Raw genomic sequence first — 20,740 nt, 5'->3', positions numbered from 1 at the left:
GATGGTTTTCTCATCTAACGTGTTCCTGTTCCTGTTCTTGCCGGTCTTTCTCGGCTTGTACTACCTGTGCGGCAATCGCTACCGCAACCTGCTTCTGTTGGTCGCCAGCTACGTGTTCTATGCCTGGTGGCGGGTGGACTTCCTGGCGCTGTTCGCCGCGGTCACCCTGTGGAACTACTGGATCGGCCTGCGCGTAGGCGCCGCCGGCATCCGTACCAAACCCGCGCAGCGTTGGCTGCTGCTGGGCGTGGCCGTGGACCTCTGCGTGCTGGGCTACTTCAAGTACGCCAACTTCGGCGTGGAGAGCATCAACGCCATCATCAGCTCGTTCGGCATGCAGCCGTTCATCCTCACGCACGTGCTGTTGCCCATCGGCATCTCGTTCTACATCTTCGAATCGATCAGCTACATCATCGACGTGTACCGCGGCGACACCCCGGCCACTCGCAACCTGATCGACTTCGCCGCCTTCGTGGCCATCTTCCCGCACCTGATCGCCGGGCCGGTGCTGCGTTTCGCCGACCTGGTGGACCAGTTCAACAACCGCACCCACACCCTCGACAAGTTCAGCGAGGGCGCCACGCGGTTCATGCAGGGCTTCATCAAGAAGGTGTTCATCGCCGACACCCTGGCCACCGTCTCCGACCACTGCTTCGCCCTGGCCGCACCGACCACCGGCGACGCCTGGCTGGGCGCCCTGGCCTATACCGCGCAGCTGTACTTCGACTTCTCCGGCTACAGCGACATGGCCATCGGCCTGGGCCTGATGATGGGCTTCCGCTTCATGGAAAACTTCAAGCAGCCCTACATCAGCCAGTCGATCACCGAGTTCTGGCGCCGCTGGCACATCAGCCTGTCGACCTGGCTGCGCGACTATCTGTACATCACCCTGGGCGGCAACCGCAAAGGCACCCTGGCCACCTACCGCAACCTGTTCCTGACCATGCTGCTGGGCGGCCTGTGGCACGGCGCCAACTTCACCTACATCATTTGGGGCGCCTGGCACGGCGCGTGGCTGGCCATCGAGCGCCTGCTGGGCATCAACACCACGCCACGGGCGCTGAACCCGATTCGCTGGGCGCTGACCTTCCTGCTGGTGATCATGGGCTGGGTGATCTTCCGCGCCGAGAACCTGCACGTGGCCTACCGCATGTACGGCGCCATGTTCAGCTTCGGCGACTGGCACCTGTCCGAGCTCAACGCCGCCAGCCTCACCGGCCTGCAAGTGGCGACCCTGGTGATCGCCTACATCACCCTGGCGTTCTTCGGCCTGCGTGACCTGTACACCAACCAGCCCAAGCCAAAAGCCAAGGCCCCGGTTGCCGAAGCCAACGGCCCGGCCACCGCGCAACCTGGCCTGTACCGCGCCACCCCGGGCGATAACCCGGCCGCGCTGGCGGCCCACGCCCATGGTCATCAGGTGCAAGCCTCGTACTGGACCGTGGACTGGTCGCGCTACCTGATGCGCACCCTGGTGCTGGTGCTGTTCCTGGCCTCGATCCTGAAGCTGTCGGCGCAAAGTTTCTCGCCGTTCCTCTACTTCCAGTTCTGAGCGAGCCGACCATGACCCGATCATTACGCATCCTCTACATCCTGCTGTTCCTGGCCGTGCTGCTGGGCCTGGGCCTCTGGTCGCTGTGGAGCTTCGCCAGCTTCAACCGCACCCAACAGATGACCGTGCTCAACGGCAAGTTCACCAAGGCGGTGGAAACCCACTACGACGACCAGTTCCCGATCAAGCGCCTGGGCACCAACCTGTGGGCGGCGGTGGACTTCAAGCTGTTCCACGAAGGCCGCCCCGGCGTGGTGCTGGGCCGCGACCAGTGGCTGTACAGCGACGAGGAATTCGACCCGGTGGCCAACGGCGCCCAGGTGGAAGCCGACAACTTCGCCCTGATCAAGGGCGTGCAGGCCCAGCTCAAGCAGCACGGTGTGCAGCTGGTGCTGGCCATCGTCCCGGCCAAGGCCCGCCTGTACCCCGAGCACATCGGCGCCACCGCCCCGGCCGAGTTGCACAAGGACCTGTACCAGCAGTTCCACGCCCAGGCTGCGGCCGCCGGCATTTTCGCCCCCGACCTGCTGGCCCCGCTGCAGCAGGCCAAGGCCCAGGGCCAGGTGTTCCTGCGCACCGACACCCACTGGACGCCCATGGGCGCCGACGTGGTCGCCCACAACCTGGGCACCGCCATCAGCGCGCACATGCCGCTCAGCGGCCAGCCGCAGACCTTCGTCACTGCCAGCGACAGCAGCAAGCCCTACAAGGGCGACCTGACCAACTTCCTGCCCCTGGACCCGCTGTTCAGCAACCTGCTGCCCAAGCCGGATGAGCTGGCCCAGCGCACCACCACCCAGGCAGGCGAGCAGGCCGACAGCGGCGACGCGCTGTTTGGCGGCAGCGAAATCCCGGTGGCCCTGGTGGGCACCAGCTACAGCGCCAACCCGCACTGGAACTTCCTGGGCGCGCTGAAGCAGTCGCTCAACAGCGACGTCGTCAACTACGCCGAAGACGGCCACGGCCCGATCCTGCCGATGCTCAAGTACCTGCAAACCGACGCCTTCAAGAACAGCCCGCCACAGGTGCTGATCTGGGAGTTCCCGGAACGTTATCTGCCAATGAAGAACGACCTCGGCGAGTTCGACCCGAACTGGATCGCCGAACTGAAAAAAGACCCGAATACCAACCAGAACCTGGCTGTGGGCCAATCCAACTGAGCCGTTGAAAAGCTCGAACCTTACAAGCAAAGAGGAAATGCACATGACCGCACATACCACCAAGAACCGTCTGGCCGCTGCCCTGATTGCCGCCACCGGCCTGCTCTCCGCACACGCCTTCGCCGGTGGCGATGCCGCCCTCTACGGCCCTACCGCGCCAAAAGGCTCGGCGTTCGTGCGGGTCTACAACGCCGGCAACCAGGAAGTCAGCGCCAGCGTCGGCAACACCAACCTCAACGAGATCGCGCCGCTGGCCAGCAGCGACTTCAGCTTCATGCCCCAGGGCGACTACAGCGCCAAGGTCGGCAGCAAGACCCTGCCGGTGAAGCTGGCCTCGGACCACTACTACACCGTGGTCAACAACACCAACGGCAACCCGCAGCTGGTGGAAGAGCCACCGTTCAAGAACAAGCAGAAGTCGCTGGTACGCGTGCAGAACCTCAGTGACAAGCCGCTGACCCTGAAGACCGCCGACGGCAAGACCGACGTGGTCAAGGACGTGGCCGCCAAGGGCACCGGCGAGCGCGAGATCAACCCGGTGAAAGTCAGCCTGGCGCTGTACGAAGGCGACAAGAAGGTCAGCGACCTCAAGCCCGTGGCCCTGGAGCGTGGCGAGGCCGCCGTGCTCTACGTGACCGGCGAAGGCAGCAGCCTGTCGCCAGTCTGGGTACAGCGCCCGGTGTCCACCCGCTGAGAAGCATCGAGCCGGCCGCCCGCAGCAACGGGCGGCCAGCAGGGAACAACAACAAGACAGAAACGGCAACGCGTCTAACTAACCATTCGTTTTATGGAGAAACATTATGATTCCGGTGATCTTGTCAGGTGGTAGTGGCTCTCGTCTGTGGCCGCTTTCGCGCAAGCAATTCCCCAAGCAATTCCTGGCCCTGACCGGCGAGCACACGCTGTTCCAGCAAACCCTGGAGCGCCTGGTGTTCGAAGGCATGGACACCCCCATCGTGGTCTGCAACAAGGATCACCGCTTCATCGTCAACGAACAGTTGGCCAACCTGAAGCTGGAAACCCAGGGCATCCTGATGGAGCCCTTCGGCCGCAATACCGCGCCAGCCGTGGCCCTGACCGCCATGAAGCTGGTGAATGAAGGCCGCGACGAGCTGATGCTGGTGCTGCCCGCCGACCACGTGATCGACGACCAGAAAGCCCTGCAACGCGCCCTGGCCCTGGCCACCGTGGCCGCCGAGCGCGGCGAGATGGTGCTGTTCGGCGTGCCGGCCACCAAGCCGGAAACCGGTTATGGCTACATCAAGTCCACCAACGATGCGCTGCTGCCAGAAGGCGTGAGCCGCGTGGCCCAGTTCGTCGAGAAACCGGATGAAAAACGCGCCAGCGAATTCGTCGAGGCCGGTGGCTACTTCTGGAACAGCGGCATGTTCCTGTTCCGCGCCAGCCGCTTCCTGGAAGAGCTGAAAAAGCACGACCCGGACATCTACGACACCTGCATGCTCACCCTTGAGCGCAGCGTGAAGGACGGCGACAACATCGAGATCGACGAAGCCACCTTCGCCTGCTGCCCGGACAATTCCATCGACTACGCGGTGATGGAAAAGACCCAGCGCGCCTGCGTGGTGCCGCTGACTGCCGGCTGGAGCGACGTAGGCTGCTGGTCGTCGCTGTGGGACGTGCATGAGAAGGACGCCAACGGCAACGTCACCAAGGGCGACGTGGTGGTGCAGGACAGCCGCAACTGCATGATCCATGGCAACGGCAAGCTGGTGTCGGTGATCGGCCTGGAAAACATCGTGGTGGTGGAAACCAAGGACGCGATGATGATTGCCCACAAGGACAAGGTCCAGGGCGTGAAGCAGATGGTCGCCACCCTCAACGAGCAGGGCCGCAGCGAAACCCAGAACCACTGCGAAGTGTACCGCCCCTGGGGCTCGTACGACTCGGTGGACATGGGCGGCCGCTTCCAGGTCAAGCACATCTCGGTGAAACCGGGCGCCTGCCTAAGCCTGCAGATGCACCACCACCGCGCCGAGCACTGGATCGTGGTGTCGGGCACCGCCGAGGTGACCTGCGACGAGAACGTGTTCCTGCTGTGCGAGAACCAGTCCACCTACATCCCGATCGCCTCGGTGCACCGCCTGCGCAACCCGGGCAAGATCCCCCTGGAAATCATCGAAGTGCAGTCGGGCAGCTACCTGGGTGAAGACGACATCGAGCGCTTCGAAGATATCTACGGTCGCTCCACCCCGATCGAGCGCGGCGTGTCGGTAAAAACCATCGCCCAGTAAGGTCGCCCCGTAAGCCCCTGCCTCATCCGCTGCGTCCCCTATCCGCAGCCGGTGAAGCAGGGGCTTTTTTATTGGGTTACGATGGCAGGCCTGTCCCACAACACGCGATCAAAGCCATGCTCATCGGCACTCTCCTCATCATCTCCTGGCTGTTCCTGCTCATTCGCTACCCGAAGAAAGCCCTGCCGATTTCCCTGGTGGCGGTAGTTGGCCTGGCCATGGTCGGCCTCAGCGTGCTGTGGCAGGACAACCGCGAACTGGCACAACTGGCGCGCATGGGCCTGCACTTCAAGTACGAGGCCGAGCAGTGCCCCGCCGACAAGCCGCTGCAAGTGAGCATGAAGAACGGCAACAGCGTGCCCATGGTGGAGCTGCAATGGCGCCTGGCCGCCTTCGCGCCGGGTGACACCGTGAACCTGGTGCAGGACGACTACGACGCCCCGCGCTACCGCGGCCCGGGCCAGTTGCAGCCCGGCGCCAGCTGGAGCGACTGCCTGCCGCTGCCGCCGCTGCGCCCCGGCTACCGCGCGCAGACCCTGGAATGGCGGGCCGAGCGGGTGCAAGGGCGCTTCGCCAACTGACGGGGTACCTGTCAGTTCTTACAGTTTCGCGCTGTGCCCCATAGGCGTTGAATACGTGATCACGTTATTCATCATGGGGACAGCGACATGAATGCCATCAAACCGCTCGAAAACGCTGCCGCCTTCGTCGAACATTTCGGCGAAGGCAAGCAGACCGGCGCCAATGAATATGCCTTTGCCCCGGCACGCCGGGGGCGGCTTTTGTTATTGCACTCGGCTGGGTGCCCTAGCTGCAGCATGCGCCTGCAGCACCTCACGGCCATCGCCAGCCAGCACCCGGGCGTCGACATCTTCAGCATGCCCACCGAAGGCAACGGCGCCCTGTGGCAGCCCCTGGGCGTGACCGGGGTGCCGGCGCAGTTCGTGGTGCACGCTGATGGCCATGGATTATTGATCACGGGGGGCAAGGATGAGCAGCTAGACTGCGCCTTGATCGACCTCATACCCGACTCGCCGAACAAGGACCCCGTATGCCCGTCACCCTCATCACCGGCTGCTCGAGCGGCATCGGCCTCGCCCTCGCGCGCAGCTTCCAGCAGGCAGGCCACAGCGTCTGGGCAACGGCACGACGACCCGCGGACGTAGAGCGCCTGGCGGCCGAAGGCTTCCAGGCGCGCCAGCTCGATGTCAACGACGAGGCCGCGCTGGCGGCCCTGGCCGCCGAGCTGCCGCAGCTGGATATCCTCATCAACAACGCCGGCTACGGCGCCATGGGCCCGCTGCTGGACGGCGGCGTGGCCGGCATGCGCCAGCAGTTCGAGACCAACGTCTTCGCCATCGTCGGCGTCACCCGCGCGCTGTTCCCGCTGCTGCGCGCCAGCCATGGGCTGGTGGTGAACATCGGCAGCGTCTCCGGCGTGCTGGTGACCCCGTTCGCCGGCGCCTACTGCGCCTCCAAGGCCGCCGTGCACGGCTTGAGCGATGCCCTGCGCATGGAACTGGCGCCGTTCGGCATTCGCGTCATGGAAGTACAACCGGGCGCCATCGACACCCAGTTCGCCAACAACGCCAGCCGCGAAGCCGAGCAGGTGCTTGCCGAGGGTTCGCCGTGGTGGCCGTTGCAGGCGCAGATCCGCGCGCGGGCGCGGGCCTCGCAAGACCGGCCTACGCCGGCCGAAGAGTTCGCCGGCCGCCTGCTGGCGGCCGTGCAGAAGCCAGTGCCACCGCGCCTGGTGCGTATCGGCAACGGCAGCCGGGCGTTGCCGTGGCTGGAGAGGTGGGTGCCGAAGGGCATCGTCGAAGGGATTTTAAAGCGCAAGTTCGGGTTGAACCGGGATTTGTAGCCGCTGCCGCCAGGCTGCGCTGGGCCTACAGCCCACCGCTAGAGTTTCGGAGATTTCCCACAGGGTCAACAGGTCGGCTCCGGTAGACCGCGCCAAAACGGTATCATAATCTGGTACCAGATCAACGTGCCCGGGTGTTTCTCGAACAAGCAGGAGTTACACCATGAACGTGATGAGTTACATGGGCTATACCGCCCGCATCGAATACAGCGACGAAGATGGCCTGCTGATTGGCCACCTGGCTGGCATCAAGGATGTGGTCGGGTTTCATGGCGAATCGGTGTCCGAATTGCGCGCCGCCTTCGAGGAGGCCGTAGTGGACTATCTCGATACGTGCCGGAAACTGGGAAAGGAGCCGCAAAAAGCCTATTCCGGCAAATTGAGCCTGCGCCTGGAACCCAGCCTTCACGCAACCGTTGCGGTGAAAGCCGAGCTGGCGCACAAAAGCATCAACCAGTGGGTAACCGAAGTCCTGGCGAAAGAGGCACGGTTTTCACTGGGCTAGATGCTTTGAAACGGCGTCGTCTGCATCGCGACTAAAGTCGGCTCCTACGCCGTGCGTGGTAGGAGCCGTCCTTGGCCGCGCGCCGAGGTACACGGGCCCCCGTAGCAGCGGCCGTAGGCCGCGTCCGCAGGCGCCGCGCATGGCGGGCAGACCGCGCAGAGGCCGGACGCAGCCTGGCGGCAGCTGCTACGCGGGTTCGGTTTAGCCGCTGCCGCCAGGCTGTGCTGGGCTTGGCGGTCGATCGCGCTGGGGCTTCCAGGGGCATGTCTTGAGAGGTGCAGTGTCCTTGAGATCGAGCGCCGCCCGCGCGGCGCATCGCGGCCAAGGCGGATGGCCGCCCCGCCGTTCCTACATCTGTTTCGGGCCAATTATGCCTGTTAGATCACCTTGCCCGCTTTGGTGGCACCACCATGAATCTGCAGTGAACCAACAAGGCGGACCAAGTGATGGCACTGGCATAACTGGCCCGAAACAGATGTAGGAGCCGACCTTGGTCGCGATGCGCCGTGCGGACGGCGCTCGATCTCAAGAGCGATAAGAGAACATCGGCTAGCTCCTGGTCGCCTTGATGCAATCACCTGCCAGGGCGCTCCCCTACAGAGCCCCCGCCGAACCTTCCTTCACAACCACCGTACACGTAGTCCCCGCCGCCAGCAGGAAGCCATCCGGCACCTCATCAATATGAATCCGCACCGGCACCCGCTGGGCCAACCGCACCCAGTTGAACGTCGGGTTCACATCGGCCACCAGCTCGCGGCTCTCGGGGTTGTCGCGGTCGTAGATGCCGCGCGAGATGCTCTCGACGTGGCCCTTGAGCACTTCGCCGCTCATCATCTGCAGGTCAGCCTTGTCGCCCACCTTCACGTGGGGCAGCTTGGTTTCCTCGAAGAAGCCGTACACCCAGAACGAATTCTTGTCGACCACGGCCATTTTCGCCTCGCCGGTGCGGGCGTAGTCGCCCACGTGCACGTTGAGGTTGGTGACGTAGCCGTCCACCGTGGCCAGCACCTTGGTGCGGGCCAGGTTCAGCTGGGCGGCGTCCAGCGCGGCCACGGCCTGCTGGTAGTCGGCCTCGGCGGAGCTGGCGACGTTGCCGGCGTCTTCGCGGCTTTCCTTGGACACCACCAGGTTGTCCATGTCGGCGCGGCGCTTGGCGTTGACCTGGCGCATTTCCCACGTGGCCTTGCGCGAGGCAACCAGCGCCTGGGCCTGCTTGACGGCGATCTGGTAGTGCTCGGGGTCGATCTGCAGCAGCACGTCGCCCTTCTTCACGAGTTGGTTGTCACGCACCGGCACCGCCACCACGTAGCCGGACACGTCCGGGGCGACGTTGATGATGTCGGCGCGCACGCGGCCGTCGCGGGTCCAGGGGGTTTCCATGTAGTGCACCCACAGCTCGCGGCCGATGAACACGGCCAGGGCCAGTATCAGCAGGGTGGCAATCAGGCTGAAAAACTTTTTCATCAGGTCGGTCTCAACGGTAAACGGTTAGCGCCATGGCGCCGAACAGGCAGACGAACAGGCTCAGGCGCAGCAGCGCCGGGTGCCAGAAGAAGCGGTACAGGTCCAGGCCGCTGATCAGGCGGTCCAGCACCCAGCCCACGCCCAGGGCAATCAGGAACATCAGGGTCATGGTCGGCATATACACGCCATGAAAGGCTATTTCGCGAGGCATGGGTCAGTCCTTGGGCGGGCGCGGCGGCGCCAGCTCGGCAAGCGGTGATTGCGGGTCCAGCAGGGAGCTGCGGATGAAGTGCAGGTAGCTCTGCACCCGGCGCAGCGCCGAGGTGTCGAAGTGCCGGGCGAACGGCTCGTCGGTGTCGCGCACGCAGTAGATGGCCTGGTCCACCGCCGCCAGGCTGCGCTCCAGGTTGGCGCGGCTGGGCTGGATGAACAGGCGGATCAGCGAGCGGCCCATGGCGCGGATGGCCTGGCGCCACGGCTGCGACTCGGCGTAGGCCGGGTGCACCGGCAGCACCGCCTGCTCGCGGCGCAGCTCGATAATGGCGTGGCCGATCTCCAGCACCACGAACATCCAGCGCAGCAGGTTGCGCTGCACCTCGGGCTTGCCGGCAGCCAGGCCGTAAGCCTGGTTGAGCACGTCGCGGGTACGGCTTTCGAACGCCGAGCCCAGGCCGCGCAGCTTGCCGCTGATGGCGAACACCACCTGCTCGCGCAGGTTGTGCTCCAGGCGCTGCCACAGCCAGCGGCTGTTGGGCGGCAGGATGATGGCGCCGGCGGCGGCGCAGGCGAGCATGCCCAGGATCATGCCGATGTAGTCGTTGATGAAGCCGTAGGCGTTGTACACGGTGAGGTTGTCGGGCACCGAGCCGATCGAGAAGAAAATCAGCAGGCCCAGGCCGTACCCTGCCCACTGCGGGCGCGAGGCCAGGAAGGCGCCGAACACCAGCACCGGCGCCAGCACCATGCACAGCAGCGGGAAGCCGTCGATCCAGGGAAACACGAAGAAGGTTTCGGCAAAGCCTACTACCGCGCCCAGCATGGTCCCACAGGCCATCTGGAACGACATGCGCTTGGGGTTCGGCGCCGCTGCCGACAGGCCCACGGTGGCCGCGGCCACCAGGGTCATGGTGGCGCCACTGGGCCAGGCGGTGGCCACCCAGTAGCTGCCCAGCAGGCCCAACACCGACATGGCCCGCACTGCCGCGGCGGCCGAGACCCACCAGCTGGTCTGGGGCATGAACGGCTCGTCCCAGCTTTCGCGCGCATGGCTGTGGTCGGCCAGCGAGGCGTGGGTCTGGGCGTAGCTGTGCAGCTCGTCGACGAAGCGGTACAGCAGCTCGTAGGCGGTGTGGAAGTCCAGCAAATCGTGCTCGCTGGGCGCGCTTTCTACGAAGATGGCCCGCAGGCGGCGCACGTGGGACGGCAGTTCGGCCTTGTAGGTGGACAGCTGTTCAGTGAGGCGCTTGGCGTCGTCCACGGTCAGCGCGCGGCCGGCGAAACCGTCCAGCAGTTGCGCCAGGGCCTGCAGGCCGGGCTCGATGGCCGTGACAACCTCGGCATGGCCGCGGCCACGAATGCGTTCCAGCAGCTGGTGCAGGGCGTTGAAGCGCGTGGTGATGGCCATGAACTCGCTGTTGAGGCGGCTGACCCGGCCACTGCGGCGGCGCATGTGCGGGTCTTCGAAGGCCACCACGCCGCGCAGGCTTTCCAGGCCCACGGCCTCGGAGATGAAGCGCACGTTGGTGCTTTCAAAGGTGGCGCGCTGGCTGGCACCGCGCAGGCCCTCGGCGACGAAGCCGGCGAACACGCCAAAGCGCTGGTACATGGCGTTGCGCATGGAGGCGCTGGCCGACTGCGGCAGAATCGCCGCGCTGACCGCTGTGGAGACGATCAGCCCCAGGGAGATTTCCAGCACCCGCCACATGGCCGCCATGAACGCCCCTTCCGGGTGCGCCAGGGCCGGCAGGCCGATGAACGCCGCGGTGTAGCCGGCCAGCACGAAGCCGTAGCCCTTGAAGTTGCGGTGGCGCACGGCGCCCGCCGAACAGATGCCGAACCAGATCACCAGGCTGGGCAGGAACAGTTCGGTGTTCTGCGCGAACAGCGCAATCAGCAGCACCGTGACCACGGAGCCTGCGATGGTGCCCAGGAAACGGTAGAAGCTCTTGGCGAACACGTGGCCGCTTTGCAGCTGCATGACGATGAACACAGTGATCATCGCCGTGCGCGGCTGCGGCAGTTCCAGGCGCATGGCCAGCCACAGGGTCAGGAACGCCGCCAGCAGGGTCTTGAAGATATACACCCAGGTGACGCCGTCGCTGCGCGCCCACTCGAAGAAGCCACGGCGCCACTGCAGCGACCCGAGCCGGCGCAGCGGTGCAGACAGAGAAGTCATGATCGGTCCGTCAGTGGTTAAGGATGGCCAGGGCCGCCGGGGTTTTCGGCGCCGCGGTCTTGTCGTCGCTCGGCACGTCGTTGCCGGCCTGCAGGCCACCGCCCAACGCCGTCACCAGCTCGGCCTGGGCGGTGAGGCGCGCGGCCTGCACCTGCTGCTGCACCGTCTGCTGGTGGAACAGCTGGGTCTGGGCGTTCAGCACGTTGAGGAAATCGGTAAGGCCGCGCTGGAACGCGACCTGGGCGATGTCGTAGGTCTTCTGCGCCGAGGCCACCGATTGGGCGGCGAAGGCCTGCTGCTTGTCCATGGACTCGCGGCGTATCAGCTGGTCGGAGATGTTCTTCAGGGCCTCGACCAGGGTCTGATTATAGTGCGCCACGGCCATGTCGTAGCCGGCCGAGGCCTCGCCCAGCTGCGAACGCAGGCGGCCGCCGTCGAAGATCGGCAGGGTCACGGCCGGGCCCACGGTGTAGCTGAGCTTGGAAGCCGTCAGGAAGCCCAGCATGCCGCCACCGGTGGCCATGTAGCCAAGGCTGGCGGTGAGGTCGACGTTGGGGTAGAAGCCGGCGTGCGCCACGTCGATGCCACGGGCCTGGGCGGCGACCTGCCAGCGGCTGGCGACCACGTCGGGGCGCTGGCCGAGCAGTTCGGCCGGCAGCGCCGACGGCAGTTTCAGCGGCGCGCCCAGGGCCAGGGTCGGCCGTTGCAGGCGTGCGCCCTCACCCGGGCCTTTGCCGGCCAGGGCCGCCAGCTGGTTGCGGCTCAGGGCGATTTCTTCGTCCAGGGCGTCGATCTGGCGCTGGGTTTCAGGCAGCGGCGTCTGCGCCTGGCTGACCTCGAATTGGGTGCCGATGCCATGGTCGAGGCGTTTTTGCGCCAGCTGCAAGATTTGCTGCTGTTGCGCCAGGGTGGCCTGGACGATGTCGCGCTGGGCGAACTGCAGCGACAGCTGGATGTACGCCTTGACGATGTTGTTGGTCAGTTCCAGCTGCGCCTGGCGGGCCTGGGCCACGCTCATGTGGGCCATGTCCACGGCCTGCTCGGTGGCGTTGCGGTCGCGGCCCCACAGGTCCAGGTCGTAGCTCAGGCCCAGGCCGGCAGTGTTGTCCCAGTCAGTGACACCGGCCAGTTCGCCGGGGCCATAGAAGTTGTCCGTCGGCCATTTGTGCCGGGTCATCGACGCCTTGCCATTGATTTGCACCGACTCGGCCGACTCGGCCACGCCGGCCATGGCCTTGGCCTGGCGCACGCGGGCGGCGGCCATGGCCAGGGTCGGGCTGCCTTGCAGCGCGGTGTCCACCCACTGGTCCAGCTGCGCATCGCCATAGCCACGCCACCATTGGCTGGCTGGCCAATGGGCGTCCTTGGCGGCGGCCTGGATGGCTTCGTCGGTGGCCAGGGTGTTGGCGGACAGGGCCTTGCCTTGCGGGGCGATGCCTCCTGTGCCGATGCAGCCGCTGATGGTCAAAGTTAAGGCCAAAACGCTGAAAGCATTCAGCTTTCCAAATATGCGACGCGGCACAGCTGCTAATTCCTGACTGAAAGAGAGGGGATTGCCTTGAGACGCCGATTCTAGGGGGTGAAACGGGCGCCGATAAGCAGGTGTTCGTGTGAATCTTTGTTACGGAAAAAGCGATAATCGGTATAAAGCAGCGAGACGACAATTGTTACTTCATGCGACAATTTGCCGTCTATTTAGAGAGTGACCCATGGACACCCTGCAAAACATGCGTGCTTTCAGTTGCGTGGCCGAAGCGGGCAGTTTCACTGCCGCCGCCGTGCAGCTCGATACAACCACCGCCAACGTGTCGCGGGCGGTCTCCAACCTCGAAGCGCATCTGCAAACCCGCCTGCTCAACCGCACCACGCGCCGCATTGCCCTGACCGAAGCGGGCAAGCGCTACCTGCTGCGTTGCGAGCAGATCCTGGCCTACGTCGAAGAAGCCGAGGCGGAGGCCAGCGACGCCCACGCCCGGCCCGCCGGCCAGCTGAAAGTGCACACCATGACCGGCATCGGCATGCACTTCGTGATCGACGCCATTGCCCGGTACCGCAAGACCCACCCGGACGTGACCTTCGACCTCACCCTTGCAAACCGCGTACCGGACCTGCTGGACGAGGGCTACGACGTGTCCATCGTGCTGGCCAGCGAGCTGCCGGACTCGGGCTTCGTGTCCCAGCGCCTGGGCATCACCTACAGCATCGTCTGCGCCTCGCCCGAGTACGTGAAGGCCCACGGCGCCGCGCGCAAGCCTAGCGACCTGATGTCCCACGCCTGCCTGCGGCTGATCAGCCCGGTGGTGCAGTTGGAGAAGTGGCTGTTCGACGGCCCCGAGGGGCAGGAGATGGTCAACATCAGTAATGCACCATTCCAGGTCAATTCCGCCGACGCGATGAAAAGCGCGATCATCAGCGGCATGGGCGTGGGCGTGCTGCCGATCTATGCGGCTATCGACGGCCTGCGCAACGGCACCCTGGTGCGCATGCTGCCCGACTACCGCCTGCAGGAGCTGAACCTGTACGCCATCTACCCGTCGCGCCAGTACCTGGACGCGAAGATCAAGACCTGGGTGGAGTACCTGCGCGGCTCGTTGCCGGACATTCTGGCGGCGCATGAGGCGGACCTGAAGACCCATGAGTTGAACATGGCGATTTGAGTGAAACCTGTGGGAGCTGGCTTGCCAGCGAGCTTTTCAAAACGCAAAAGCTCGCTGGCAAGCCAGCTCCCACAAGGTTTGTGTCGACAAGGGCGGGAATGTTAGCGTGCTCACATTCTTCACCCGACTGTCGAGAACAAGCCCAATGAAAAAGACCGTACTTGCCTTCAGCCGCATCACCCCGCCCATGGTCGAGCGCCTGCAGCAAGACTTCGACGTGATTGTGCCCAACCCCAAGCAGGGTGACATTGCCGCGCAATTCGACGAAGCCCTGCCCCACGCCCATGGCCTGATCGGCGCCGGTCGCCCGCTGGGCGCCAAGCAGCTGGCCAGCGCCAGCAAGCTGGAAGTGGTGTCGAGCGTCTCGGTGGGCTACGACAACTACGACGTCGCCTACTTCAACGAGCGCGGCATCATGCTCACCAACACCCCCGACGTGCTCACCGAAAGCACCGCCGACCTGGGCTTTTCGCTGATCATGAGCAGCGCCCGCCGCGTCGCCGAACTGGACGCCTGGACCAAGGCCGGTGAATGGAAAGCCACCGTCGGCCCCAACCTGTTCGGTACCGACGTGTACGGCAAGACCCTGGGCATCGTCGGCATGGGCAACATCGGCGCGGCCATCGCCCGCCGTGGCCGCCTGGGCTTCAACATGCCCATTCTGTACAGCGGCAACAGCCGCAAGACCGCCATCGAACAAGAGCTGGGCGCGCAGTTCCGCAGCCTCGACCAACTGCTGGCCGAGGCCGACTTCGTCTGCCTGGTGGTACCGCTGAGCGAGAAAACCAAGCACCTGATCAGCCACCGCGAGCTGGCGCTGATGAAGCCATCCGCCATTCTGGTGAACATCGCCCGTGGGCCGATCGTCGACGAACCGGCGCTGATCGAAGCGTTGCAGAAGGGCACCATCCGCGGCGCCGGCCTGGACGTGTACGAGAAGGAACCGCTGGCCGAATCGCCGCTGTTCCAGCTGAAGAACGCCGTGACCCTGCCACACATCGGCTCGGCCACCTCGGAAACCCGCGAAGCCATGGCCAACCGCGCCATGGATAACCTGACCGCGGCGCTGAAAGGCCAGCGCCCGCAGGACCTGGTGAACCCGCAGGTGTTCAAGGGCTGATCAGGCCAGCCTGCCGCCGGCCACCACGGCCGGCGGCTTGGGCTTGCGAAACACCAGCACATTCCCCGCCATCACCAGCACCAGCCCCGCCAGGGCCGGCGCCGTCCATTGATACCCTTCGGCAACCGCCGACACGTTCAACGCCACCAGCGGGAACAGCACCGTGCAGTATGCCGCCCGTTCCGGCCCCATGCGTCCCACCAGGGTGAGGTAGGCGGTAAAGCCGATCACCGAGCCCGGTATCACCAGGTACAGCAGCGAGCCGATGTACTGCAGGCTCCAGTCGACACTGAACGGCACGCCACGCACCAGGCAATAGCCCGCCAACATCACCGAGCCATAGAGCATGCCCCAGGCGTTGGTGGTCAGTGGCCTCAGCCCGGCTTTCTGTTGCAGGCTGGACAGCATGTTGCCCGCCGAGAAGCACAGAGTGCCAAGCAAGGCGAGCCCCATGCCAATCAGAGTCTCACGGCTGGCCGAGTGCCCGGCCAGCTCTGGCCAGAACAGCAGGCCCAGCCCCGCCAGGCCCAAGGCCCCACCGCCCAAGACGTTGGCAGCGATACGCTGGCCGAAGAACACCCGGGCATTGAGCGCGTTCCACAGCGTGGCAGTAGAGAACACCACGGCCACCAGGCCGCTGGGCACCCACTGGCTGGCCGTCAGGAAGCACATGAAGTTGATGCAGAACAGGCACAGCCCCTGGGCCAGGCAGATCAGGTGGCCGCGCCGGCTCATGGGTTGCAGGCGCCGGCTGAGTAACAGGATGGCGAACAGCACCAGCGCCGCCAGGGCAAAGCGGTAGACGATGGACACCGGGATGGCCACCACCCCCAGTTGCAGCTTGAGGGCGAGCCAGGTGGTGCCCCAGATGAGGACGGTGAGCAGGTAGAGAAACAGGTTCATGGCAGCGCTCCTTGTGGCGGCCCAGTGTCCCCCTGCCCTGCCCCGCGCACTTGCCAATTCTTGCGCTTTTCATCGGCCAGCCACTGCCACGGGGGGTGCCAACCGGTACGATGCGCACAGAGGAGTCGACCATGCCCCCAACCCCTGCCATCCAGGTATTCCAATGCCTGCAACGCTCGTCCCACGCACGCCTGGAGCAGAGTGCTGCATTGGGTGATGGCCTGACGGCGGCGCTGTGGAACAACCGCCACGATTCGCAGCACTACCAGGCGCCCAGCCACCACACGCTGTCCTGCTACGTGGGCGGCGGCACCGGTACGTTTCGCACCGACGCGCCCGGGCGCAAAGGCGCGCCGGACAAGCTGTGCACGCTGCCGGCCGGGCAGGATTCGGCGTGGGTGGTGAACGGCGAGCTGCGCCTGGCGCATCTGTATTTCAGCGAGCAGCAGTTCGCCCTGGGCTGCGTGACGCTGCTGGACCGCGAGCCGCGGGAGATGCAGCTGCGCGAGGTGACGTTTCTCGACGAGCCCCGCCAGGCTGCACGTTTTCGCCAGCTGATCGCCCTGGATTGGCAGGAGCCGGCCGAACGCCTGCTGGGCACCAGCCTGGCCCATGAGCTGCTCAGCCATACGCTGCTGCACCAGGCGGGCTTGCGCGACGGCGTGCGGGTAAACGGTGGTTTGGCTGGCCACCACCGGCGTCGGCTGGTGGAGCATGTAGACAGTGCGCTGGACCAGCCCCTGACCCTGGGCGAGCTGGCGGCCCTGTGCAACCTGTCCGAATACCATTTCGCGCGGATGTTCCGCGCCAGTTTCGGCCTGCCACCGCACCAGTACGTGCTGGCGCGGCGCATGGCGCGGGCGTGCGCGTTGCTGCGGGGCAGCCGCCTGGCCGTGGGGGACATTGCCCTGGCGTGCGGATTCGCCAGCGCCAGCCATTTCAGCAATCGCTTCAGGCAGGCCTTGGGTGCCTCCCCCATCAGCTACCGGGCGGCTTTCCTGGGTTAAAGCGCAAGGCCCAGCAGCGGCGCCAGCGGCAACCCCGCAGCCGCCAGGCCCAGGGCCAGGCGCGGCCGGTATGGCAGCAGGAACACCAGCAGCATGGCGCTGCCCATCAGCCCCGCGCACCAGTGCACCAGGCCCATGCTCCAGCCGCCGTCGGCCTGCACCGCCACGGCCAGGGCGGCGGCTAGCAGCAGCGCCCCGCCCACACGCAGGAACAGGCCTACCCGCGCCTGCAACGCACGCCCCGTGAGGTCACGGTAATGGCGGTCCATGGCCAGGCACAGGCCGGTGAAGCCCGAATAACACAGCAGCGCGACCACCGGCATCATGACGGTTCGCCCTCGGCCTGCAGCGCAAGCTTGCGGGCCTGCTTGACCGGCGCATGACGCCACAGCTTGCGCACCGCCCAGGCCATCAGCAGGCCCCAGGCCAGCGCGCCGAGGTCGACCCCGGCCATGGCCCAGTCGCCACTGGCCAGTGAATGATTCAAGCCATGGGCGGTGGTCAGCGCATTCAGCAGCGGCAGCCCGGCGAACAGCAGCGCTCCCAGCCCCAGTTGCTCCAGCCAGGCCTGGCGCGCCGGGCGCAGCGCTGCATGCAGCGCCGACAGCCCCCAGACCCAGAAGAACAGCCGCACCTCCAGGTCACTGCGCGCCGCCAGGTCCACCGGCAACAGGCGGTTGGCCCAGAAGAAGCCGGCCACGGCCAGCAGCAGGCCGGCCATGCTCATGGTGTTGAGCACCGCCACCAGGCGCAGGTGCAACGGCGGCCGCGCACTCTTGGCGTGCTTGAGCTGGCGCTTGCCCAGCCACATCACCAGCCCGGTGCCGATCATGGCGGTGCCGCCGACGCCGGCGAGGAAGTACAGCCAGCGCAGGCCCGCACCGGCGAAGTGGCCCATGTGCAAGCCGTACAGGCCACCGGCAATCACCAGTGGCAGGCTGCTGACCTGGCTGTCGGCGCGCAGCGCACCGCTAACGCCGTCGAACACCAGGCCCTGGCCGATCTGGTGGACGATGCGATCGGCGCCGTGGCGGCCGAAGATCACCGAGGCGTTGGCATCGCCAGGGTGATCGACTTCTACCAGGCCCAGGTGGCTGCCGGGGGCGTGCTCGCGGAACTGCGCGTACAAATCGGCCAAGGGCACCAATGGGGCCGGTTGGTTGGCGGCGGCCGGCACGTTCGAGGTGGGCATCAGCTCGGCGAACACCGCCGCGGTCTGCGAGCCGTACTGGGCCAGGATGTTGGCCGGCAGCAGCATGGTCATGAAGATCACCAGGCTGCTGTAGGTGATCATCAAGTGGAACGGCAACACCAGCACGCCCACGGCGTTGTGCCCGTCCAGCCAGGAGCGCTGGCCCTTGCGCGGGCGGAAGGTGAAGAACTCCTTGAAGATCTTCTTGTGGGTGATGATGCCGCTGACCAGCGTGGCCAGCATCACCAGCGCGCACAGGCTGGCCAGCCACCGCCCCCAGGGGTACGGCAGTTGCAGCTGGAAGTGGAAACGGTAGAAGAACTCGCCGCCCATGGATTCGCGGGCGGTGACCGCCTGGCCGCTGTGGGCATCGAGGCTGACCTGCTGGAACGTCCCCGTGGCGTCCGGGTACATCAAGCCGATCTCCGGCTGGCGGGCGTCGGGCACAGTGATGTACCACACCGATGCCTGCGGCGCATGGGCTTGCAGGTAGGCCTGGGCATGGCCCAGGCTGGCGGCGGCATCCAGCGGGTAGGCGGCGATTTCAGGGTGCGCCCAGTGGCTGATCTCATCCTTGAAGTACGACAGCGTGCCGGTCAGGAAAATCGCGAACAGCAGCCAGCCGAACACTAACCCCGCCCAGGTGTGCAGCCAGGCCATGGCTTGGCGAAAGCCTTCCTTCATGAGTGTTGCATCCAGTAAACCAGCCCATTGATCGCCAGCAGCACCAGGCTTGGCGCCAGCAAGCCCAGCCAGGCGCGGGTGGCGGTACGGCAGGCGAAGCACCAGAGTACTGCCACCACGTACACCAGGAACGACAGCATCATGCCGCTGACCATCGCCTCGGCCCGCGCCAGCGGCAGCAGCGCCGCCAGGCTGATGCCCACCAGCGCGGCCAGCACATAACCGCCCATGGCCGCCGCGACGATGCGCGAGCAGACACCCAGGCGGTAGGCAACCGGCAGGCCGGCAGAAGGGCTTTTCATGGCAGTGGCGGGCTCAAGGTAACAAGACGGTCAAACTTCGATATTAATGATAAATATTCTCATGCGCAAAGGAATCCTGACGCAGTGACGCAGCCTTCGGCAGCTGCTACAGGTCAAGGGGAATGCAGTTACTGAATATTTATCTTCGTTGGGGGGTTGAATTGTTCGGCCAAGTGCCCGACCTTGTAATCAAGAGGCGCTGATTTCCACCCTCGGCGCATCTCTTGCGAGCTAGCTGAATAAGGGATGAACTATGCAAATCCAAGTCAATAGCGACAACCATATTCAAAGCAGCATCCGACTGGAGGAGTGGGTACGCAGTACCGTCGAAAGCATGCTCGACCGCTACGAAGAGGACCTCACCCGCATCGAGGTTCACCTGGCCGATGAGAACGGCGACAAGCCCGGCCCGCACGACAAGCGCTGCCAGATGGAAGCGCGGCCAAAAGGCCACCAACCGATTTCCGTGACCCACAAGGCCGCCACGCTGGATCAGGCAGTGGATGGCGCCGCCATCAAGCTCACCCACGCCCTGGAACACCTGTTCGGCAAGCTGCGCAGCAAACGCGCGGTGAATAGCCAGAATGGTGCAGGCAGCCAGGCGGATGCCCTGTTGCAGGAAGAATTCCTCGAGAACGAACAGGTGCTCAACAGCTAGACACAACCTGTAACGAAGAAAGGCGAGCCACCATGGCTCGCCTTTTTTGTGCCTGCAACCCTGTGGGAGCTGGCGTGCCAGCGAGTTTTTCGGCGCCTGGACAGCTCGCTGGCAAGCCAGCTCCCACACCCTGCCGGTGTTCGCGGCATGGCCCTTGCTTCGTACTCAATGGACTGGAGGTTCGAACTAACGCGAAAACCCCCAGTCAATTGATGCACGTCTTACATCTCAGGTGACGCACCATGGATAACCCCTTTCAAGCGATCAGCGATGCCTTCCAGCCCGAGTACCGGGTCAACCTCAGCATCGAACGCCTAGACGGCAGCATCATGCTGACCCTGTCCAACGAAACCGGGGTAGTGGCCAAGCGAATGATCAGCGCCGCCCAGCGCAATGACCCCAAGCGCGTGCAACGCCTGATCGAAAGCATCAAGTTCGGCATCGCCATCGAGCGCGGCCACAGCGCCATGGAAATCCTCGCGGCCATGACCGACGGCGACGCCCTGAACCTGCCTACGCCGGCCGCCAGGCCAGCCCAGATTTTGCACGTGCCAGCGTTTCGCCCTGTTGCCTGAACCTTGCCTGTCGCGATAACAGGCCCCCGGTAAAGTCGCTGTGCGGGCCGTCGTCGCTGCTGTAGTTTTCCAGCTTGTTACAGAAAACTACAAGAGGTAGACACTATGCTGATGCGAAGCATCGCCCTGCTGGCCATCGTCGCCGCCACCGCTGGCTGCGTCGAGGAGCGCGTGGTCCACGACCGCCGCCCCGTACACCGTGAATACGTCGAAGTGGTGGCGCCCCAGGCGCCACCGGTGCAGGTCATCGAAGAGGAGCCAGGGCCACGGCCCGGCTATGTGTGGGCCCGTGGCTACTGGGCCTGGGAAGGCGGCCGCTACGTGCCGGTGCGCGGCCACTGGGAGCCGGTGCGCCCGGGCTACCGCTACGTGCACCCGCACTGGGTGCAGACTCGCGACGGCTGGCACTGGCGCCAGGGTGGCTGGGCGAACTGATCGCGTTTTTTGCAG

General features: G+C 65.2%; 22 protein-coding genes. 14 read left to right on the top strand and 8 right to left on the bottom strand.

From position 1 onward, the window contains the following. The first annotated feature begins 1 nt into the window (after window position 1). The 8 genes from ACWKWX_RS18170 (at window position 2) to ACWKWX_RS18135 (ending at window position 7,333) form a co-directional block, all read left to right on the top strand. Window positions 2–1,552, top strand: a complete 1,551-nt coding sequence (locus ACWKWX_RS18170; protein WP_483828508.1) for an MBOAT family O-acyltransferase — start codon at window positions 2–4, stop codon at window positions 1,550–1,552. Between the two features lie 11 nt (window positions 1,553–1,563). Further along, the gene (locus ACWKWX_RS18165; protein ID WP_483828507.1) at window positions 1,564–2,712 is read left to right on the top strand and encodes an alginate O-acetyltransferase; all 1,149 of its coding nucleotides are present in this window, start codon (window positions 1,564–1,566) and stop codon (window positions 2,710–2,712) included. A 43-nt stretch (window positions 2,713–2,755) separates the two neighbouring features. Continuing rightward, the gene (locus tag ACWKWX_RS18160) at window positions 2,756–3,406 is read left to right on the top strand and encodes an alginate O-acetyltransferase AlgF (RefSeq protein WP_027979062.1); all 651 of its coding nucleotides are present in this window, start codon (window positions 2,756–2,758) and stop codon (window positions 3,404–3,406) included. 106 nt (window positions 3,407–3,512) lie between these two features. Beyond that, window positions 3,513–4,964 carry a mannose-1-phosphate guanylyltransferase/mannose-6-phosphate isomerase gene (locus tag ACWKWX_RS18155; RefSeq protein WP_416422605.1) on the top strand — a complete coding sequence of 484 codons (1,452 nt, stop codon included), beginning with the start codon at window positions 3,513–3,515 and terminating at the stop codon, window positions 4,962–4,964. A 116-nt stretch (window positions 4,965–5,080) separates the two neighbouring features. Further along, the gene (locus tag ACWKWX_RS18150) at window positions 5,081–5,545 is read left to right on the top strand and encodes a multidrug transporter (RefSeq protein ID WP_416422604.1); all 465 of its coding nucleotides are present in this window, start codon (window positions 5,081–5,083) and stop codon (window positions 5,543–5,545) included. Between the two features lie 87 nt (window positions 5,546–5,632). Next, window positions 5,633–6,130: a TlpA family protein disulfide reductase gene (locus ACWKWX_RS18145; protein ID WP_416422603.1), complete on the top strand. Its 498-nt coding sequence runs from the start codon at window positions 5,633–5,635 to the stop codon at window positions 6,128–6,130. Further along, window positions 6,016–6,828, top strand: coding sequence for an SDR family oxidoreductase (locus tag ACWKWX_RS18140; RefSeq protein ID WP_483828506.1), 813 nt, complete (start codon window positions 6,016–6,018; stop codon window positions 6,826–6,828). Before ACWKWX_RS18145 ends, ACWKWX_RS18140 begins: the two co-directional genes overlap by 115 nt. A gap of 163 nt (window positions 6,829–6,991) precedes the next feature. Next, window positions 6,992–7,333 carry a type II toxin-antitoxin system HicB family antitoxin gene (locus ACWKWX_RS18135; RefSeq protein WP_416422600.1) on the top strand — a complete coding sequence of 114 codons (342 nt, stop codon included), beginning with the start codon at window positions 6,992–6,994 and terminating at the stop codon, window positions 7,331–7,333. A 594-nt stretch (window positions 7,334–7,927) separates the two neighbouring features. On the opposite strand, the gene ACWKWX_RS18130 is transcribed toward ACWKWX_RS18135, so the two are convergent. Genes ACWKWX_RS18130 through ACWKWX_RS18115 form a run of 4 tightly spaced genes read right to left on the bottom strand, consistent with a single transcriptional unit; the run spans window position 7,928 to window position 12,714 of the window. Continuing rightward, on the bottom strand, window positions 7,928–8,797 hold the full coding sequence (locus ACWKWX_RS18130; protein WP_483828505.1) for an efflux RND transporter periplasmic adaptor subunit: 870 nt from the start codon (window positions 8,795–8,797) through the stop codon (window positions 7,928–7,930). Window positions 8,798–8,807: 10 nt separating this feature from the next. Further along, the gene (locus tag ACWKWX_RS18125) at window positions 8,808–9,008 is read right to left on the bottom strand and encodes a DUF1656 domain-containing protein (protein WP_416422597.1); all 201 of its coding nucleotides are present in this window, start codon (window positions 9,006–9,008) and stop codon (window positions 8,808–8,810) included. Window positions 9,009–9,011: 3 nt separating this feature from the next. Then, entirely contained in the window at window positions 9,012–11,192 is a 2,181-nt protein-coding gene (locus ACWKWX_RS18120) for an FUSC family protein (RefSeq protein WP_483828504.1), read from the bottom strand. 10 nt (window positions 11,193–11,202) lie between these two features. Next, window positions 11,203–12,714 (bottom strand): efflux transporter outer membrane subunit, encoded by a 1,512-nt coding sequence (locus ACWKWX_RS18115; protein ID WP_473005443.1) that lies wholly within the window; start codon window positions 12,712–12,714, stop codon window positions 11,203–11,205. 187 nt (window positions 12,715–12,901) lie between these two features. Between ACWKWX_RS18115 and ACWKWX_RS18110 the strand changes: the two genes are divergently transcribed. Continuing rightward, a complete protein-coding gene (locus tag ACWKWX_RS18110) occupies window positions 12,902–13,849 on the top strand; it encodes a LysR family transcriptional regulator (RefSeq protein ID WP_416422594.1) in 948 nt (315 codons plus the stop codon). Between the two features lie 145 nt (window positions 13,850–13,994). Continuing rightward, window positions 13,995–14,969 carry a 2-hydroxyacid dehydrogenase gene (locus tag ACWKWX_RS18105; RefSeq protein ID WP_473005442.1) on the top strand — a complete coding sequence of 325 codons (975 nt, stop codon included), beginning with the start codon at window positions 13,995–13,997 and terminating at the stop codon, window positions 14,967–14,969. On the opposite strand, the gene ACWKWX_RS18100 is transcribed toward ACWKWX_RS18105, so the two are convergent. Further along, on the bottom strand, window positions 14,970–15,872 hold the full coding sequence (locus tag ACWKWX_RS18100; protein WP_483828503.1) for a DMT family transporter: 903 nt from the start codon (window positions 15,870–15,872) through the stop codon (window positions 14,970–14,972). It lies immediately after the preceding gene. 131 nt (window positions 15,873–16,003) lie between these two features. Here ACWKWX_RS18100 and ACWKWX_RS18095 point away from each other — a divergent pair, with 131 nt between their 5' ends. Beyond that, window positions 16,004–16,879 carry a helix-turn-helix transcriptional regulator gene (locus ACWKWX_RS18095; protein WP_473005440.1) on the top strand — a complete coding sequence of 292 codons (876 nt, stop codon included), beginning with the start codon at window positions 16,004–16,006 and terminating at the stop codon, window positions 16,877–16,879. Here the strand turns inward: ACWKWX_RS18095 and ACWKWX_RS18090 are convergent. Genes ACWKWX_RS18090 through ACWKWX_RS18080 form a run of 3 tightly spaced genes read right to left on the bottom strand, consistent with a single transcriptional unit; the run spans window position 16,876 to window position 19,057 of the window. Then, window positions 16,876–17,202, bottom strand: coding sequence for a DUF3325 domain-containing protein (locus tag ACWKWX_RS18090; RefSeq protein WP_416427538.1), 327 nt, complete (start codon window positions 17,200–17,202; stop codon window positions 16,876–16,878). The two genes, ACWKWX_RS18095 and ACWKWX_RS18090, sit on opposite strands and share 4 nt — an antisense overlap. Beyond that, a complete protein-coding gene (locus ACWKWX_RS18085; protein WP_483828502.1) occupies window positions 17,202–18,755 on the bottom strand; it encodes a PepSY-associated TM helix domain-containing protein in 1,554 nt (517 codons plus the stop codon). The genes ACWKWX_RS18090 and ACWKWX_RS18085 overlap by 1 nt, the downstream gene beginning before the upstream one ends. Beyond that, complete coding sequence (locus ACWKWX_RS18080) at window positions 18,752–19,057, bottom strand: DUF3649 domain-containing protein (protein WP_416422588.1); 306 nt, start codon at window positions 19,055–19,057, stop codon at window positions 18,752–18,754. The genes ACWKWX_RS18085 and ACWKWX_RS18080 overlap by 4 nt, the downstream gene beginning before the upstream one ends. A gap of 253 nt (window positions 19,058–19,310) precedes the next feature. Between ACWKWX_RS18080 and ACWKWX_RS18075 the strand changes: the two genes are divergently transcribed. The 3 genes from ACWKWX_RS18075 to ACWKWX_RS18065 all read left to right on the top strand — a co-directional run bounded on the left by ACWKWX_RS18075 (window position 19,311) and on the right by ACWKWX_RS18065 (window position 20,725). Then, a complete protein-coding gene (locus tag ACWKWX_RS18075) occupies window positions 19,311–19,715 on the top strand; it encodes an HPF/RaiA family ribosome-associated protein (protein WP_483828501.1) in 405 nt (134 codons plus the stop codon). 242 nt (window positions 19,716–19,957) lie between these two features. Beyond that, entirely contained in the window at window positions 19,958–20,290 is a 333-nt protein-coding gene (locus ACWKWX_RS18070) for a DUF3509 domain-containing protein (protein ID WP_416422586.1), read from the top strand. 105 nt (window positions 20,291–20,395) lie between these two features. Continuing rightward, window positions 20,396–20,725: a YXWGXW repeat-containing protein gene (locus ACWKWX_RS18065; RefSeq protein WP_483828500.1), complete on the top strand. Its 330-nt coding sequence runs from the start codon at window positions 20,396–20,398 to the stop codon at window positions 20,723–20,725. Window positions 20,726–20,740 lie beyond the last annotated feature (15 nt).

The organism is Pseudomonas imperatae (assembly GCF_057128625.1).
This window is presented reverse-complemented; position numbering and strand designations above follow the sequence as displayed.

Bases quoted from the DNA above. Each gene is read 5' to 3' on its own strand.
- ACWKWX_RS18170 (WP_483828508.1), top strand. From the start codon at position 2: ATGGTTTTCTCATCTAACGTGTTCCTGTTCCTGTTCTTGCCGGTCTTT.
- ACWKWX_RS18165 (WP_483828507.1), top strand. From the start codon at position 1,564: ATGACCCGATCATTACGCATCCTCTACATCCTGCTGTTCCTGGCCGTG.
- ACWKWX_RS18160 (WP_027979062.1), top strand. From the start codon at position 2,756: ATGACCGCACATACCACCAAGAACCGTCTGGCCGCTGCCCTGATTGCC.
- ACWKWX_RS18155 (WP_416422605.1), top strand. From the start codon at position 3,513: ATGATTCCGGTGATCTTGTCAGGTGGTAGTGGCTCTCGTCTGTGGCCG.
- ACWKWX_RS18150 (WP_416422604.1), top strand. From the start codon at position 5,081: ATGCTCATCGGCACTCTCCTCATCATCTCCTGGCTGTTCCTGCTCATT.
- ACWKWX_RS18145 (WP_416422603.1), top strand. From the start codon at position 5,633: ATGAATGCCATCAAACCGCTCGAAAACGCTGCCGCCTTCGTCGAACAT.
- ACWKWX_RS18140 (WP_483828506.1), top strand. From the start codon at position 6,016: ATGCCCGTCACCCTCATCACCGGCTGCTCGAGCGGCATCGGCCTCGCC.
- ACWKWX_RS18135 (WP_416422600.1), top strand. From the start codon at position 6,992: ATGAACGTGATGAGTTACATGGGCTATACCGCCCGCATCGAATACAGC.
- ACWKWX_RS18130 (WP_483828505.1), bottom strand. From the start codon at position 8,797: ATGAAAAAGTTTTTCAGCCTGATTGCCACCCTGCTGATACTGGCCCTG.
- ACWKWX_RS18125 (WP_416422597.1), bottom strand. From the start codon at position 9,008: ATGCCTCGCGAAATAGCCTTTCATGGCGTGTATATGCCGACCATGACC.
- ACWKWX_RS18120 (WP_483828504.1), bottom strand. From the start codon at position 11,192: ATGACTTCTCTGTCTGCACCGCTGCGCCGGCTCGGGTCGCTGCAGTGG.
- ACWKWX_RS18110 (WP_416422594.1), top strand. From the start codon at position 12,902: ATGGACACCCTGCAAAACATGCGTGCTTTCAGTTGCGTGGCCGAAGCG.
- ACWKWX_RS18105 (WP_473005442.1), top strand. From the start codon at position 13,995: ATGAAAAAGACCGTACTTGCCTTCAGCCGCATCACCCCGCCCATGGTC.
- ACWKWX_RS18100 (WP_483828503.1), bottom strand. From the start codon at position 15,872: ATGAACCTGTTTCTCTACCTGCTCACCGTCCTCATCTGGGGCACCACC.
- ACWKWX_RS18095 (WP_473005440.1), top strand. From the start codon at position 16,004: ATGCCCCCAACCCCTGCCATCCAGGTATTCCAATGCCTGCAACGCTCG.
- ACWKWX_RS18090 (WP_416427538.1), bottom strand. From the start codon at position 17,202: ATGCCGGTGGTCGCGCTGCTGTGTTATTCGGGCTTCACCGGCCTGTGC.
- ACWKWX_RS18085 (WP_483828502.1), bottom strand. From the start codon at position 18,755: ATGAAGGAAGGCTTTCGCCAAGCCATGGCCTGGCTGCACACCTGGGCG.
- ACWKWX_RS18080 (WP_416422588.1), bottom strand. From the start codon at position 19,057: ATGAAAAGCCCTTCTGCCGGCCTGCCGGTTGCCTACCGCCTGGGTGTC.
- ACWKWX_RS18075 (WP_483828501.1), top strand. From the start codon at position 19,311: ATGCAAATCCAAGTCAATAGCGACAACCATATTCAAAGCAGCATCCGA.
- ACWKWX_RS18070 (WP_416422586.1), top strand. From the start codon at position 19,958: ATGGATAACCCCTTTCAAGCGATCAGCGATGCCTTCCAGCCCGAGTAC.
- ACWKWX_RS18065 (WP_483828500.1), top strand. From the start codon at position 20,396: ATGCTGATGCGAAGCATCGCCCTGCTGGCCATCGTCGCCGCCACCGCT.